11 protein-coding genes are annotated in these 15,889 nt (G+C 63.7%); all 11 read right to left on the bottom strand.

The features are described 5' to 3' along the window. Positions 1 to 48 precede the first annotated feature (48 nt). Positions 49 to 1,545: a xylulokinase gene (xylB, locus tag LE416_RS00780; RefSeq protein ID WP_225046601.1), complete on the bottom strand. Its 1,497-nt coding sequence runs from the start codon at positions 1,543 to 1,545 to the stop codon at positions 49 to 51. Positions 1,546 to 1,881: 336 nt separating this feature from the next. Further along, on the bottom strand, positions 1,882 to 3,078 hold the full coding sequence (locus tag LE416_RS00775) for an ROK family protein (RefSeq protein ID WP_225046600.1): 1,197 nt from the start codon (positions 3,076 to 3,078) through the stop codon (positions 1,882 to 1,884). A gap of 141 nt (positions 3,079 to 3,219) precedes the next feature. Continuing rightward, on the bottom strand, positions 3,220 to 5,253 hold the full coding sequence (locus LE416_RS00770) for a beta-galactosidase (RefSeq protein WP_225046599.1): 2,034 nt from the start codon (positions 5,251 to 5,253) through the stop codon (positions 3,220 to 3,222). A 101-nt stretch (positions 5,254 to 5,354) separates the two neighbouring features. Next, entirely contained in the window at positions 5,355 to 6,695 is a 1,341-nt protein-coding gene (gene xylA, locus LE416_RS00765; RefSeq protein ID WP_225046598.1) for a xylose isomerase, read from the bottom strand. Between the two features lie 498 nt (positions 6,696 to 7,193). After that, complete coding sequence (locus LE416_RS00760) at positions 7,194 to 8,348, bottom strand: ROK family protein (protein WP_225046597.1); 1,155 nt, start codon at positions 8,346 to 8,348, stop codon at positions 7,194 to 7,196. 2 nt (positions 8,349 to 8,350) lie between these two features. Further along, positions 8,351 to 9,835, bottom strand: a complete 1,485-nt coding sequence (locus LE416_RS00755) for a glycoside hydrolase family 1 protein (protein ID WP_225046596.1) — start codon at positions 9,833 to 9,835, stop codon at positions 8,351 to 8,353. 10 nt (positions 9,836 to 9,845) lie between these two features. Then, positions 9,846 to 10,724 (bottom strand): ROK family protein, encoded by an 879-nt coding sequence (locus LE416_RS00750; RefSeq protein WP_225046595.1) that lies wholly within the window; start codon positions 10,722 to 10,724, stop codon positions 9,846 to 9,848. A 9-nt stretch (positions 10,725 to 10,733) separates the two neighbouring features. Continuing rightward, entirely contained in the window at positions 10,734 to 11,552 is an 819-nt protein-coding gene (locus LE416_RS00745; protein WP_225046594.1) for an alpha/beta hydrolase, read from the bottom strand. Between the two features lie 4 nt (positions 11,553 to 11,556). After that, positions 11,557 to 13,014 (bottom strand): alpha-L-fucosidase, encoded by a 1,458-nt coding sequence (locus LE416_RS00740; RefSeq protein ID WP_420844373.1) that lies wholly within the window; start codon positions 13,012 to 13,014, stop codon positions 11,557 to 11,559. Further along, complete coding sequence (locus tag LE416_RS00735; RefSeq protein WP_225046592.1) at positions 13,014 to 13,670, bottom strand: GDSL-type esterase/lipase family protein; 657 nt, start codon at positions 13,668 to 13,670, stop codon at positions 13,014 to 13,016. Before LE416_RS00735 ends, LE416_RS00740 begins: the two co-directional genes overlap by 1 nt. A 419-nt stretch (positions 13,671 to 14,089) precedes the next feature. Then, positions 14,090 to 15,838, bottom strand: coding sequence for an extracellular solute-binding protein (locus LE416_RS00730; RefSeq protein ID WP_225046591.1), 1,749 nt, complete (start codon positions 15,836 to 15,838; stop codon positions 14,090 to 14,092). Between the last annotated feature and the right edge of the window lie 51 nt (positions 15,839 to 15,889).

Raw genomic sequence — 15,889 nt, 5'->3', positions numbered from 1 at the left:
AGAAGCACCGCCGTCCCGATTCGGGATGGCGGTGCTTCTTTGCGTGGCCTACGCGCGGAATTCGGCGAGGGCCTTTGAGAGTGCCTTGGTCTGCGGGTAAACCTGCTGGTACAGCTTGTAGAGCTTGGCGTACTTGGCGACGTGCGCGGGGTTGGGCAGGTAGGTCTCGCGCTCGTGCACGAAGGTCTTTGCGCAGTCCGCGAAGTCCTTGAACCAGCCCAGGCCGACCGCGGCAATCATCGCGGCGCCGAGGCCCGGTCCCTGCTCGCTTTGCAGGCAGACTACCGGCTTGTCGAAGACGTCGGCCTGAATCTGCAGCCACAGCGGGCTGTGCGCGCCGCCGCCGATCGAGGTCAGCTTCGTGAACGTTTTGCCGTTGGCCTCGTACAGGGCCAGGATGTCCTTGAACGAGAAGGTGACGCCCTCCATCACGGCGCGGATGAAGTCACCCTTGTCCTGGCGGCTGTCGACGCCGATGAAGCTGCCGCGAATCGCCGCGTCGGCGTACGGCGTGCGCTCGCCAACGATGTACGGCGTGAACAGCAGGCCGTTGGCGCCAATGCTCGTGTCCAGCGTCGCCTGCATGAAGTCGTCGAAGTCGTCATCCGGCGCGAAGGTTTTCTTCAGCCAGCTCAGGCTGTAGCCGGCCGCGAGCGTCACGCCCATCGAGTAGTAGGCGCCCGGAATCGCGTGGTTGAAAAAGTGCAGGTCGCCGTGGTAGTCGTGCGTCGCGTCGGGCTCGTAGCCCAGCACCACGCCCGAGGTGCCGATGCTGCACATGCCCTGGTCGGGGTTGGTGATGCCGGCCCCAATCGCCCCGCAGGCGTTGTCCGCGCCGCCGCCGAACACCGGCAGCCCCGGCTCCAGGCCGACCGCCGCAGCGAAGGTCGCAGTCAGCGTGCCGGCCTGGTCCGTCGCCTGGATCAACGGCGGGCACAGGCTCTCCGGCAGGTCGAACACGGCCAAGACGGCGCTACTCCACCGGCCGGCGGCGACGTCCAGCATCACCGTGCCGGCCGCGTCGGACAGCTCCATCTGAATCTGGCCGGTCATCTTGTAGCGCAGGTAGTCCTTGGGCAAAAGGAACGTGGTGGCCTGAGCGAAAATCTCGGGCTCGTTCTCCTTGACCCACAGCAGCTTGGGCAGCGTGAAGCCCTCAAGCGGCCGGTTGCGCGTGATGTCGACAAAGGTCTGACCCATCGTCGCCATGATCTCTTCCGACTGCTTGGTGGTGCGCGTGTCGTTCCAGAGGATCGCCGGGCGCAGCGGCCGGCCCGCCGCGTTCAGCAGCACCAGCCCGTGCATCTGACCGGAGTAGCTCAGGCCCTTGACGTCGGCCGCGGCCACGCCGCTTTGGCGCAGCACGTCCTTGATCGCGCCGGCCGTCGCCTCCACCCAGTGGTCGGGATTCTGCTCGTTGTACCCCGGCTGCGGCTGGCTCAGCGGGTACGGCCGCGAGCCGGTGGCGACCACCGCCCCGTCCCTTGTGACCAACAGCACCTTCACCGCGCTGGTTCCCAGATCGACCCCAATGACGTATTCCATATTGTGTGTGACGCAGGGCTCACCCTGCGCACTCCTTTCCGTGCTTTTTAAGTTTGTTAGTTTCCTTTACTTACGCTTAAATTGTAGCGGTTACACGCCGCGAACGCAAGCCCTTTCAGGCCCCGCCGACCAAAAGGTTGCCGGAACAATCGCGGCAAACCGGGCGAATGCCGGCCGTCCTTCCAGCGCCGGGGTCCTTGCGCCAACGCACGGCCCAGTCACCACCCTGCGCTGGCCGGTGGCCCCAGTACCCACGCGCCGCCCCGGCGCACACAAAAGCCCCCGGCAATCCGTGCGGCGGACTGCCGGGGGCAAACTCGGTGTGGTGATTCCGGCCTACGCCTGCTCGGCACCCGGCGTCAGGGTGTCGACCTGCGTGCCGAAGGTCAGCTGGCCGGACTCGACGTTGAGCAGGTCGTGCGTCAGCATCGCGCAGCCGCCGAGCAGGATGCAGTGGCGCACATCGTCGACCAGGTCGATCTCGGTGGCCTCGGCGGTCAGGCTCGGCAGGTCCTTGCGAATCTGGTCGAGCAGCTCCGGCAGCTTGGCAATCAGGCCGGAGTTGAGCATCACGCGCCGCGGGTCCAGCGCCACCGTGATGTTGTAGATCACGTTGGCGATGTAGCGGCAAAAGCGCGCGAGCTCGCGCAGGACGACCGGGTCGCCCTGCCGCGACAGCGCGATGATCTGGTCGCGCGTGACGGTCGGATCGTTGAGCTCGGCGCGCACGTTCTCCACCAGCGCGGTCTCCGAGCAGATGCTTTCAATCGTGGTAGTCTTACCGTTCTCGAAGAAGGCGTGGTCGTACACCACGGTGTGCCCGATTTCGCCCGCCTCGCCGTGGCGACCGGTGTACAGCTTGCCGTGGATGATGATCCCCGCGCCGATCCCCTTGTGGATGCTGATGCAGACCAGGCTCTCGTCCTCGCGCCGGCGCTCGAAGTCACGCTCATACACGGCGGACAGGTTGGCCTCGTTTTGCAGCCGCACCGGCACGGTGAAGCGCTCCTCCAGCACCCGCGCGATGTCCACCCCATTCATGTCGATGAACGGCGAGAAGGTCACCCGGTTGTGGTGCACGATGCCGTGAACGGCGATCACGATGCCCAAAAGCGGCAGGTGCGGCGGCGTGGCGCGGTCGTAGTCGGCGATCCAGTCGGTGATGAGCTGAAGCACCGAGGCGAAGTCGCGCCCGGTGATCTCGATGCCCTCCTCGACCAACAGCTCGCCGGTCAGCCGCGCCGCGGCGATCACCAGGTAGTCGTACCCCCAGTCCATCGTCACGATGTAGCCCAGGTCGCGGTTGAAGGTCAGGATGGTCGGCTTGCGCCCGCCGTTGTGGGTGGAGTCGCCCTGGCCCTGCTCGATCAGGTAGCCCTTCTCGATCAGGCCGGTGACCACATCCGACACCGTCACCTTGTTCAGCCCGATGTTCTTGGAAATCTGGCTGCGCGAGATCGTGCCGCGGTTGAACGCCTCCGTCAACACCCGCTTCTCGTTGAGCACCCGCAATAGGTTTTTATCTGTCCGCATCCCCGCACTCCTCCCGGACGATTGCCTGACTGACCGCCCGTGTGTCATTCTGTACCCATTCTACCATATCTCCCGCCGCGCAACCGATTACCAGTCAGCTTCGCGTGACAGCCGGTCAAAACCGTGACCGCCGCCCGCAGCCTAGCGCGCCGTCTGCAGGATCGCGACGCCAAACGGGGCGAGCGCGAGTTCTTTGCCCGGCGTGCCGCCGGTCAGCAGGTCGACCCCGGCCGGTGCCGGGTTGGCCACGCGCTTGGCTTCAGCCGTTGTGTTGACCGCAAAGGTGTAGGTGTGAGCCGCACTGTAGCGGTGTGTGACCTCGACGCCGGCAAACGGCCGCGCGCCGGTCAGGTCAAGCCCCGCCGCCTGCGCGATGTGGCCGAACAGGGTTTCCAGACCCGCCGCGTCGAGCTGCGTGCCGACGTACAGCGCGTGGCCCTCACCCAGGTCGTTTTGGCAGATGGCCGGCGCGCCGGTGTAAAACAGCTGCGGGTCATCGTAGGTCGCAAGCACCTGGGCCGTGGTCGGGTGCGTGACGTCGCACAGGAAGCTGGCGGAACAGGTCTTGCCGGCGCCCAGCGCGACGTTGATCGTGGTGTCCGGCGGCAGCGCGTCGAACTCCTCGTTCCAAAGGCCGAGCACCTCCTGCAGGCTGCCCGGGTAGCCGCCGAGGTACACGTTGTCGTGGTCGTCGACGATGCCGGACATGTAGGTGGTCACGAAGGTCCCGCCGTTTTGGACGTAATCCGTGATCTTGGCGGACAGCTGCTCCGACGCGGTGTACATCACCGGCGCGATGACGGCGGCGAACCCGTCGAACGGGGTGTCCTTGCCGATCACCGCGACGTCGATGCCGCGGTCGTAGCACATCTGGTAGTACAGGTGGACCTGCTTGACGTAATCCATCTGGCGGCTCGGGCCGGTGGCGTACTCGACGCCCCAAAAGCTCGGCCAATCGAACAGCACCGCAACCTGGGCGTGGTTGGCGCTGGCCAACAGGTCCTCTGGCAGCTGAGCCAGCTCGGCGCCCAGCTGCTTGACCTCGCGGTACACGCGGGTCTCGTGCTGGCCGGTGGCCTGGACGTGAGAGATCACGGCGCCGTGGAACTTCTCGATGCCGTTTTGCGACTGCTTCATCTGGAAGAACTGCACCGTGTTGGCGCCGTGGGCGACGGCCTGATAGGACAGCATCCGCATCTCGCCCGGCTTCTTGAGCGCGCAGTACGGCTGCCAGTTCTGCTGGCTTGGGGTCTGCTCCATCAGCATGAACGGCTTTTGTAAGACGCCTGCCATCAGGTCGTGCTTCATCGCCGTCTCGCTGGCCGGCGTGTCGAAGCTCGGGTAGTTGTCCCAGGAGACCAGGTCCATCTCCTTGGCCCACTGGAAGTAGTCCAGGTCCTTTTGGGTGCTCATCAGGTTGGTGGTGATCGGCGTGGTCGCATCGACCGCGCGGATCGCCGCCTTTTCGGCCTTGAAGTTGGCGAGCATCGCGTCGGACTGGAAGCGGCGGTAGTCAAGCGCCGCGCCGGCCAAAACGGGCTTGTCGGTGCCGGCATCGATCATGTCGGTCAGGTGCATCGGCGGCAGGATCTCGGACCACGCGTGGAACGTGTGGCCCCAGAAGTTGCTGTTCCAGGCCGCGTTGACCGCGGCGAGGTCCGTGTAGTGCGCCTGCAGCCAAGTGCGAAAGGCCGCCGCGCAGTTATCGCAGTAGCACTGGCCGCCGTACTCGTTAGAGATGTGCCAGCAGGCAAGCGCCGGGTCGTCGTGGTAGCGCGCGGCCAGCTGGCCAGCGAGTGCCTTGGCTAAGCGCTGGAAGTTCGGCGAGCTCGGGCAGGCGTTGTGGCGCATCCCCTGGCGCGCGTGGCGGCCGTTGATGTCGGTGCGCGCGACGTCCGGGTACTTGGCGACCAGCCAGGCCGGCAGCGCCCCGGTGGCCGTCGCCAGCACGATCTGCATGTCGTAGCGGCCGGCCAGCGCCATGATCTTGTCGAGCATGGTGAAGTCGTAGGTCGCCTCGTCGGGCTGAAGCAGCGCCCACGAGAACACGTTGAGCGTCAGCGAGTTGATGTGCGCTCGCTGTAATTGAATCAGGTCGTCTTCCCAGGTGGCTTCGGGCCACTGCTCCGGGTTGTAGTCGCCGCCGAACAAGAGCGGCATTTTTTTCAGTGTCATGGTTCCTCCTTGTTTTTAAGAAAAAAGCGGCCGCACCGCATTCAGGGAATGCAGCACGACCGCAGTTGCGCGATCACCGGGGGGATGACCGCAGCGGGGTTTTACTTCAACGTGTCGATGATGTAGTGGTTCAGGGTGTCCTTGAGCTCCTCGAGGCGACCGGACTTGGTGGCGGCGAGCAGTGCGGACTGCGGCTTGTCGATGATGTAGTCGTTCAGGGACTTGAAGTCTTCCTTGCCGGCCTCGATGCTTGCGCCGATGCCTTCGTCGTAGCTTGCGTAGCGGTCCTTGATGAAGTCATCGAAGACACGGTCGTCGTGCAGGCGGGTCGCAACCTTCAGCCCGGCGGCGAAGGTGTCCATGCCGACGATGTGGCCGTAGAACATGTCTTCCGGCGTGAAGCTGGAGCGCCGTGGCTTGGCGTCGAAGTTCAGACCGCCCTTGCCAAGGCCGCCGTTTTCAACGACTTCGTACATCGCAAGCGTCGCCTCGTACAGGTCTGATGGGAACTCGTCGATGTCCCAGCCGATCAGCTTGTCGCCCTGGTTGGCGTCCAAAGAACCGAGCAGACCTGCCTCGCGCGCCGTGCGGATTTCGTGCTGGTAGGTGTGGCCGGCCAGGTTGGCGTGGTTGCCTTCCAGGTTCAGCTTGTAGGTGCCGTCCAGGCCGTAAGTCTTCATGAAGGCGATGGTGGTGGCGGCATCGAAGTCGTACTGGTGCATCATCGGTTCCTTAGGCTTTGGTTCAAGCAGCAGCTGGCCGGTGTAGCCGATTTCCTTGGCGTAATCGGCGGCCATGTGGAAGAACTTGGCCAGGTGCTCCTGCTCGCGGAGCATGTCGGTGTTGAGCAGCGTCTCGTAACCTTCACGGCCGCCCCAGAACACGTAGTTCTCGGCGCCGACCTTCTTGGCGGTGTCGAGGCCTTCCTTGACCTGCGCAGCCGCGAAGGCGAAGATGTCGGCGAACGGGCTGGAAGCCGCGCCGGAGACAAAGCGAGGGTTCGTGAACATGTTGGCCGTGTTCCAGAGCACCTTCATGCCGGTCTGCTTCTGGTAGTCGACGAACATGTCGGTGATGGTCTCGATGTTCTTGTTGGTTTCGCGCAGCGTGTCGCCTTCAGGGGCGATGTCGCGGTCGTGGAAGCAGAAGAAGTCGACGCCCATCTTGTCGTAGAACTCAAAGGCTGCCTCGACGCGGGCCTTGGCCAGGTCCATGCCGGTCAGGCCGTTCCAAGGGCGAATCGCGGTGCCGTCGCCGAAGATGTCGTTGAGCTGCTGGCCAAAGGTGTGCCAGTAGGCGACGGAAAAGCGCAGCCAGTCGCGCATCTTCTTGCCACCGATCACCTCATCGGCGTTGTAGTAGTGGTAGTTCAGCCCCGACTTCAGGGAGCTGGTCCCGACGAACGGAATCTTATCAACGTTTGGAAAATATGTCTTAGCCATGCAAAAGTTTCCTTTCTTAGCCACTTTGTTCGAGTTAGTTAGTATATTTAACTTACAGATGAATTGTAGCGCTTTCAGCTGGCAAACACAAGCCGCCGGCGGGACTTTTTCTCAATTTCCCGCAAAAAACCGCGACCGGGTCCCCGCCGAGCCGAATCTGACCCGTGCTGCGCCATCTAGGGTGAAGCCCCAGCAACCGCCTGACACGGTGGCTGACGGCGGACACTGGCTACGGAACTGTGCCCACTGCCTACTTGCCGTGTCACGGCGGCGTTTCTGTCGGCCCACGCTGTAGGGCGGAGGCGCGGACGAGCCACGGCTGGAGGTGCCGGCCCGGGGCGAGCCAGCGTGACATTGCGGTTGGCTGGCCGGTTTTGCCAGCTTACCGCAACGGCGGGTCGCAAGACCGGTCTTCGGGCTTGCGGGAGCCGCACGCGTTCCGCCGCCCCGGGCCGGCACCGGAAGCCGTAGCTCCTCCGCGCCGGAGCCCGGCAGGCGTTACCGCCGGAAGTTCAGCTCACCCGGGCGGACGTCGAGGAGCTGCTGGATCAGGGTCGCGCAGGCGCCTAGCAACGTGCAATTGCGGACGTCGTCGACCAGGTAGATCTTGGTCTCCTGGGTGGTCAGGTGCGGGATTTTGGCCTTGATGGCCGGCAGAAGCTCCGGCACCTCCGCAATCAGCGGCGAGTTAATCGCCACGCGGCGCGGGTCCAGCGTGATGATGGTGTTGTAGATGATGTTGGCGATGTCGTAGCAAAAATCGTCGAGGATCGCGATGGCCTGCGCGTCACCCTCGTGGTAGCGCGCCACCAGGTCCGCGCGCGTCAGCGTCTGGTCCCCGGCGGCTTGGCGCAGCCGGTCGACGATCGCCGTTTCGGAGCAGAGGCTTTCAATCTTGGTCGGGTGCTGGCGGCCCTTGAGCGCGCGGTCGTACAGGATGGTCTGGCCGATTTCGCCGGCTTCCCCCGCCTTGCCCGTGTGCAGGCGGTTGTTCAGGATGATGCCGGCGCCGATGCCGCGGTGGATGCTGACGCAGACGATGTTGTCGATCGCGTCTTGGCTTTCGAAGTCGCGCTCGTAGATGACGCTCAGGTTCGCCTCGTTTTGAAGCACCACCGGCACGCCCAGGCGCCGCCGCAGAATCTCGGCGATGTCCAGGTCCTTGAAGTCGATGAACGGCGTGTAAAGCACGCGGTTCTCAAAAACGATGCCGTGGATCGCCACCCCGACGCCCAACAGCGGCATTCCGGCGGGCAGTCCGACGTCGCGCGCGGTCGCCACCATCCGGTCCAGCCGCTTTTCGATGGCCATGTCGCCCGTCTCGTAGCGGTCGACGGCCACCACGGTGCCGTCGAGCCGGTTGATCATGCGGTCGATGTAGTCGGCCCCGAGGTCGAAGTTGACCACGTAGCCGAGGTCGGCGTTGAAGCGCAGGATGGTCGGCTTGCGGCCACCGTTGCGGGTGCTGTCCCCCTGCCCGGACTCGAGCAGGTAGCCGGCGTCGATCAGCTCGGAGACAATGTCTGACACCGTGACCTTGTTGAGGCCGAGGTTCTTGGAAATCTGGCTGCGGGAGATTGGCCCGTAGTTGAAGGCCTGCTGCAGCACATGCTGCACGTTCAGGACCCGCACAAGGTTACGGTTAGCTTGCATGATTACTCCTTTGTTGCCGGAAGCGGCTGAATGCCCGCCGCGTTGTCTTGGATCAGGTCGTGGTACCAGTAGAAGCTCTTCTTCGGGATGCGGCGCAGGTCCTTGGGGCCGTCGTCGTCGCGGTCGACGAAGACGAAGCCGTAGCGCTTGCGGTAGCCGTTGAGCCAAGACAAGATGTCCGAGAAGCTCCAGGCGCAGTAGCCGATCAGGTCGACGCCGTCGGTCACGGCCTCCTTCATCGTGCGCACGTGGTCCTCGAGGTAGGCGATGCGGTAGTCGTCGTTGACCTGACCGTCCTCGAGCTTATCGAGCGCGCCCAGGCCGTTTTCCGTCACGAACAGCGGCAGGCGGTACTTCTCGTAGACTTGGCGCAGCGCGACGCGGAAGCCGACGGGGTCGATCTCCCAGCCCCAGTCCGTCTTCTTCAGGTACGGGTTGGACACGGAGTTGAACATCGGCACTTCGGGGTTTTGCGCCTGCTCGCCCTTGGGCTGCATCAGGTACGGGTCGGTGGCGGAGAAGTCCTTTTGCTCCGCGTCCTTGACCGGCTTCTCCAGCCGGTTTTGCTGCACCGTGCCGCCGTGGTAGTAGTTGATGCCCAAAAAATCGGGCTTGGCGCTCTTGAGCAGCGTGTCGTCTTCTGCCGTGACCTCCGGCATGATGCCGGCTTTTTCCAGCGTGCGGCGCATGAAGTACGGGTACTCGCCGCGGCAGTAGACATCCAGCCACCAGTTGTTGTTGAAGTCGTCGGCGTTCAGCGCCGCCAGCACGTCGTTGGGGTCGCCGGTCAGCGGGTAGACCGGGCCGTAGCCGAAGCTTGGGCCGATCATGCCGTTCGGGACCAGCTCGTGGAACAGGTTGATTGCCGTGGCGTTGGCCAGGTTGACGATGTGGTTGGCCGCGTACATCCGACGCACGTCCTGGACCTTAGGCGGGTGGTTGCCCCAGCGGTAGCCCATGCCGGTGAACACGTTTTGCTCGTTCATGGTGACCCAGTACTTGACCGAGTCGCCGAACGCCTCAAACAGGGTGCGGCAGTAGTGCGCGAAGGCCGGAATCACCTGGCGCGACTCCCAGCCGTTGTACTTGTCCTGAAGCGCCTGCGGCAGGTCCCAGTGGTACAGCGTCAGCACCGGCTCGATGCCGTTTTTGCGCAGCGCTGCGATCAGGCGGCGGTAAAAATCAAGCCCGGCCGCGTTGACTGCGCCCTCGCCGTCGGGAATCACGCGGCTCCAGGCCACGGAGAAGCGGTAGGCCTTGAGCCCCAGCTTCGCCATCAGCGCGACGTCCTCTTCCATGTGGTGGTAGTGGTCGATCGCCACGTCGCCGGTCGTGCCCTTGTAGGTGTTGCCCGGCGTGTGGGCGTAGGTGTCCCAGATTGAGGGGCCCTTGCCGTCCGTTGCGTAGGCGCCCTCCACCTGGTAGGCGGCGCTGGCCGCGCCCCAGAGGAAGTCTTTGGGAAAATCGTTCAGCTTATCGTAGTACATGTGTGCCTCCTTACTTGGCCGACTGCTGCGCCACGGCCAGCGCGCCGAGCAGTCCGGCGTCGTTGTCGTGCTTGCACAGCACCACCGGCGTGCGGTAGTCCTTGACCCAAAACGGGTTCTTCTCAAGCGCCGCCTCGATGAACGGCAGAATCTTTGGGTTCTTGGAGATGCCGCCGCCGATCAGGATGCGCTCCGGATCGGTGGTCGCCACCAGGTTGTAGATGGCCACGGCGACGTGGTCCGCCCAGTCCTCAACCACCTGGTTCACCGCCGGGTCAGCCAGCTCGCCCATCAGCTGCTCGCCGCTGGCGTCTTCGTACGCGATGCCCTTGAGCTTGGCGTACGCGCGCACCAGGGCGCTGGTCGAGGCCATGTCGTGCAGGGTCGCGAAGCCGCGGGTCGTGAAGTCGGTGACCGACATCCCGTACTCGCCGGCGCGGAAGTGCTTGCCGTGCACCAGCTTGCCGTTGACCACCAGGCCACAGCCGACGCCGGTGCCCAGGGTCAGCACCGCGTAGTCGTCAAGCCCCTGCGCGTTGCCGTTCAGGCCCTCGGCCAAGGCGGCGCACTTCGCGTCGTTTTCGACCGCCACCGGCACCTTGTGGGTCAGGTGGGCCTTGAAGTGGTCGATCAGGTTGTAGCCGTCCAGCTGGCCCAGGGCGCCGGCGCGCACCGCAACCCCTGTGGTGACGTCGATGAAGCCCGGGAAGGAAATGCCGATGGCCTCAACGTCCGGATTCTGGTTGGCGATGTCTGCCATGTCCGCGAAGAACTGCTCCGGGTCGTCCGAGTGGGTCGGGTACTTGCCCTTGGTCAGAAAATGGTTCTGCGCGTCGAAGGTCGCGTACTTCACGAACGTGCCGCCGACGTCGTAACAAAGATAGCTCATGTCTGCCTCCTAGAAGTTGTTGGTGACCCAGGCCTGAAACAGGCTCGGCCAGGCGTCGACCTGCGACTGAATCCCGTAGCCGTTCTCCGCGATCGCCGTTTCGGCGGTGGCCAGGCTCAGGCCGTGGCCGCCCTTGGGGAACACGTGCAGCTCGACGGACACGCCGGCGTCCTGCAGGGCGCTGGCGAACATCAGCGAGTTTTGCGCCGGGACGCAGTCGTCCGTCGCCGTGGTCCACAGGAAGGTCTTCGGCGTGGTCTTGGTCACCCGATTTTCAAGCGAGACCTTGGCCATCAGCGCCGGGTCGCCGTAATCGTCGCCCAGCAGCGCCTTGAACGAGTCGTGGTGCGCCAGGGGCCCTGACGTGATCACCGAGTAGCCGAGGAACAGGCCGTCGGGGCGGATTGCCTCCGGAGCGAAGCCGAACTCGGTTGCGAGGTCCTGGTCCCACTGGGTGGCAAAATCGGCCGCCAGGTGCCCGCCGGCGGAGAAGCCGGCGATGATCAGCTTGTGGGGATCGACGTGGTACTCGGCGGCGTGTGCGCGCACGTCTTGCACCACCGTCGCCAGCTCCAACAGCGCCACGGGGTAGCGCGCCGGAGCGACGCTGTAGCGCAGCACGAAGACGTTGTAGCCCATCGCCAAAAAGCGCACCGCGACCGGCTCCGCCTCGCGGTCGGAGGTCATCACGTAGCCGCCGCCCGGGCACAAGACGATGGTCGGGCGCACCCGCTTGGTGTCCATCTCCGCGAAGTTGTCGAGCACGTAACCGTAAACCTTTGCGCTGTTAGACAGTGGCGTCGTCACCGTGTGTACGAATGTTTGCATTTTTTCACTCCACCTCAATCTTGAGCGCCACCGGCCGGCCGACTTGGCTCGGCCGAAGCGCCACGTGCATGCCGTCCGGTTCGATGTGCCAGTCGACCGGGCCTTGACCCAGCTGGCTGATGCGCTTGATCACCCCGTGAAACGGCGGCTGATTCTTGTCGGCGAACAGGTGAAAGGCGGTGAGCACCGCGGTTGACCCCGGCGCCAAAAGGAACGCGTAGACGCTGCCGTTGCCCGCCGTGTAGCGGACATCCGCCGGCCCGTACGCCAGCTTGGACAGGTCCTCGAACATCCCGCCGGACACGTTGGTCGGGCCCTCGCCGTACTGCTTCCACGGCACGCTGTCGTAGATGCCCTCGCCGTTGATGCCCAGCCAGTCGCCGATCGCCGAAAGGATCGCTTGGTCGTGCGGCGCGATCGACCCGTCGGCGCGCGGGCCGACGTTGAGCAGCAGGTTGCCGTTTTTGGCCACCGCGTCGATCAGCGCGATCAACAGCTCGTTGACGCCCTTGTACTCCAGCGAGTCCGTGTAGCACCACGAGTTGTTCGCGATCGCCGTGTCGGTCTGCCAATAGTACGGCGTCGCCTGCGCGAAGCCGCCGCGCTCGACGTCCGGGATGCCCGCGCCCCAGGCCATGCCGTCGTACTTGTAGCAGATGCTGACGGGGATGCCCCACTCGCTGGCGCGGTTGTAGTAGTACGCGGTCAGCTCCTGCATGTACGGCTTGAAGGCCGCGTGCTGCAGCCACCAGTCGAAGTACAAGAGCTCCGGGCGGTAGTTGTCGATGATCTCGCAGACGCGCTCGACCCAGTCCTCCAGGTACTCAGCCGTCGGGTACGGCTTGGAGAAAAGCGCCTGGTTGTCCGGCTCCGGCTGCGCGGGCCAGTAGAAGTCGCCCTTTTTCATCGGCTCACGCACGTCGGAGTCGAACTCGCGGCCGTGACCCATGAACCACCAGTGCTCGGCGCGGTGGTTGGAAGTGGCAAAGTGCAGCCCGGCCTCAAGCGTCGCGGTCCGCAGCTCGCCCAGGACGTCGCGGTGCGGTCCCATCTCGTAGGCGTTCCAGTGCGAAAGTTCGGAGCGGTACATCTGAAAGCCGTCGTGGTGCTCGGACACCGGGAAGTAGTACTTGGCCCCGGCGCGCTTGAACAGGTCAAGCCAGGCGCCGGCGTCGAACTTCGGCGCCGTGAACAGCGGAATCAGGTCCTTGTAGCCGAAGTCCTTTTGCGGCCCGTACGTCGCGACGTGGTGGGCGAAGGCCGGGTAGCCCTTGATGTACATGTTGCGCGAGTACCACTCGTTGCTGTACTCGGGCACCGTGTAGACGCCCCAGTGGGTAAAAATGCCGAACTTCGCCCGCCGGAACCAGTCCGGCGCCGGGTGCTGCCCGATGCTGGCCCAGTCCGCGTGGTAGGGCCCGGCGGCGTTGACCGCCTGAATCTCCTTGAACGTGTGTGCCATCATGCCCTCCAATCCAGTCCGACTGCATCCAGCCAGGCCTTGGCGATCACCGCCGACCCCTGCAGGTTCGGGTGCACCCGGTCCATCGTGATGCCGAACACGCTGGCCTGGTCCAGGAAGCGGTTGACCGCCGCCTGCGCGTCGATGTACAACAGCCCGTTGGCCGCCGCCAGCTTCGCGGCCGCCTGCTGATAGGCCACCAGCTTGGCGCGCATCGCGTCTTCAAGGTTCAACTCCCACATCACGGGGCTGACGATCAGCGGTGTGGCACCGGCCTTTTGTGTCCGGTCGATCAGCTCCTGGTAGGTCTTGGTGTACAGGGCGACGTCCACCAGGTCGGCGCGGCGGCGGAACTGGCTGTCAAAGAAGCGCCAGACGTCGTTGATGCCGATCATGATCGAGACGTAATCCGGGTGGTGCGCCAGCACGTCTTGGTCCCAGCGCGCGGCCAGCTTGACGACCGTGTCGCCGTTGACCCCGGCGTTGATGACGGACAGCCGTGCCGCCGGGGCGCCGGCGGTCAACGCCGCGTTGATCAGCGCGACGTACCCCTGCCCCCAGGAGTCCCAGCCCCCGGGCTCGGCGTCGTAGTTGCGCCCGGCGTCGGTGACGGAATCCCCGGCGCACACGATAGTCGTATTCGGTTCAAACAGCATGGTTCGTCCTCCTTTGCGTTGCGTGACAGCCTGACTGAGTCGGTGCGGTGAGGCGCGACGCTGCATCCGGCCACCGCATCCTGGCCCCTGATGCGCTTCGACTGCGCGTGTTTCCCGTTTCCGCGAGGTCGCCGTCGCGCCACCATGTCGGATGGCGGCGCGAACCGGTCGCAACCCCGCGGAACAGAAAAAGGTGCAAGACCGCACACACCGTCTTGCACCCGTATTCATGTCCACACGATCCGCCGTGGCCGTCGGCTCAGCCTATTTGTTCTTGTGTTGTGGTGCCTGCAAGTCGCGTCGACTCGCTTCACCCGGGTCGCCCGCCTTGTCATGCAAGGCGGGTCAACCGGATGAGGCGGGTTGCACCTCTCAGTGCAACGGCCTCACAACCGAATGTTGACGCGAATTACCGAAAGCTAGTTTTCTTCCTTGTACTGCTTGATCAGCTTGGCGCGCAGGGCGTTTTTGGCCTTGGAGTTCTTCAGGTCAACCTTGTAGACCTGTTCGTAACCCAAGCCCTTGACCGTCTTTTGCATGCTTGCCAACAGGGAGTTGAACTCGGAATCGCTCTTGGCCATGGCGAGCTTCCAGCTGGAGTTCTTGACCTGGGTGCCGATGGTCCCACGCATGGTGCTAATCTGGGAATCGTCTTCAGGCGCGGTGTAGGAAACGCCGGCACCGACCAGCAGACGGTTGTTCTTGGTCAGGTACTGCATGGAGCTGGTGGCGCCGCCCATGTGCTCGGACCAGTCCTTGGAAAGCTTGGTGGCGTTCAGCTTCAAAACTGAAGGCCAGGTGACGTAGCCGTACTTGTAGCCGGTCGAAGGATCCTTGTCGTACTGGTTGACCGCAACGAAGTTCAGCGTGGAGATGCCGTCCTTCCAGGTGCCGCCGCCGTACTCGGCAGGCATCTTGACGGTGCCGCCTTCAAGGAAGGCCTTCTTACCAAAGTCGGTCAAGACCGGCTTGCCGTCTTGCATCTTCCAGGTCAGGCCCTTGATGCCGGCGGAGTAGCCGGTGGATTGCGCCTGTTGAACCTGGACGCCTTCTGGGCTGTACAGCCAGTTGATGAACTTGACCAGACGGGCCTTGTTCTTGGCCTTGGAGCCGACGCCGATGAAGGTGCTGTTGCCGTCCGGCATGGAGCCGACACTGTAGATCTTGGCGTTGTCAAGCGGTGCAAGCTCGAAGCCCTTGCCTTCCGCGGTGTGTTCGGTCGTGTTGTAAGCGCCCTGGCCCTGGAATGCCCAGTAGGAGAACAGGACCTTGCCGTTTTGGTACTTGGAGTACAGGGTGTCCCAGTTCTGGGTCGTCGATTCAGGATCGACCAGCCCAGCCTGCTTGGCCTTGTTCAGGAAGCGCAGGCCCTTGACGTACTGGCTGTTGGAGTCGATCATGCTCTGGTACTTGTCGCCCTTGCTCAGGACGAAGCCCTGGTTGACTTCGTAGCCGTAGAACGCGAGGTTCTGGCCGGCGTTTTGCATCATGTTGGAGTCCCAGTCCTTGAACAGGGAGATCGCGTAGATGTCGTTTTTGCCTTCATCCTTGCGGGCCTGAGCCTGCATGTCCTTCAACACGTTGATCAGGTCATCGGTGTTCTTGATCTTCGGGTAGCCGATTTCCTTGTAGAGATCCCAGCGGATGTACGGCGCCGTGGTTGGCTCCAGGCCTTCGGAAGGCGTGGTCGGCGAGTTGGCGGAAACGCTGGAGTTGATGCCCCAGATGCCCTTCTTGTTGGCCAGCTTGGTGATGGAGTCCGTCGCGCCGCTGTACTTCTTCAGGTAGGTCTTGCCGTCCATGTAAGGCGTCATGTCGGTCAAAAGGCCGGCCTTGGCCAGCTTGGCCACGTGGTTGGTCCCGGTGATGATCAGATCACCCAGGTTGCCGGCCGCCGTGCGGGTATCGTACAGCGTGTTGCCACCGCCGGCCACGTTAGGCGCAACCATGTTGAGCTTGATCTTGAACTTCTTTTCGATGTACTTCTCGAACCAGCCCTTCGGCGTCCCTTGGAAGTTGGCGAGGTCATCGTAGACGGTGACGGTCATCATCTTGCCGTCGTCTTTTTCCGCCTTGCTTGTGTCTTTGGAACCCGAGTTGCTGCTGCAGGCTGCCAGAAGCAATGCGCTCGCGGCAACCAGCGTGTACAAAACGCGTTTCTTACTCATGATACTAAGTCCCCCTAGTTGGTGGCTTGGCCACCAAATTTTGTGAAACAG

This window comes from Lacticaseibacillus kribbianus, from assembly GCF_020180945.1.
GTDB lineage: Bacteria > Bacillota > Bacilli > Lactobacillales > Lactobacillaceae > Lacticaseibacillus > Lacticaseibacillus kribbianus.
Note: the sequence above shows the minus strand (reverse complement) of the source record. Positions and strands in the feature narration are given on the sequence as shown.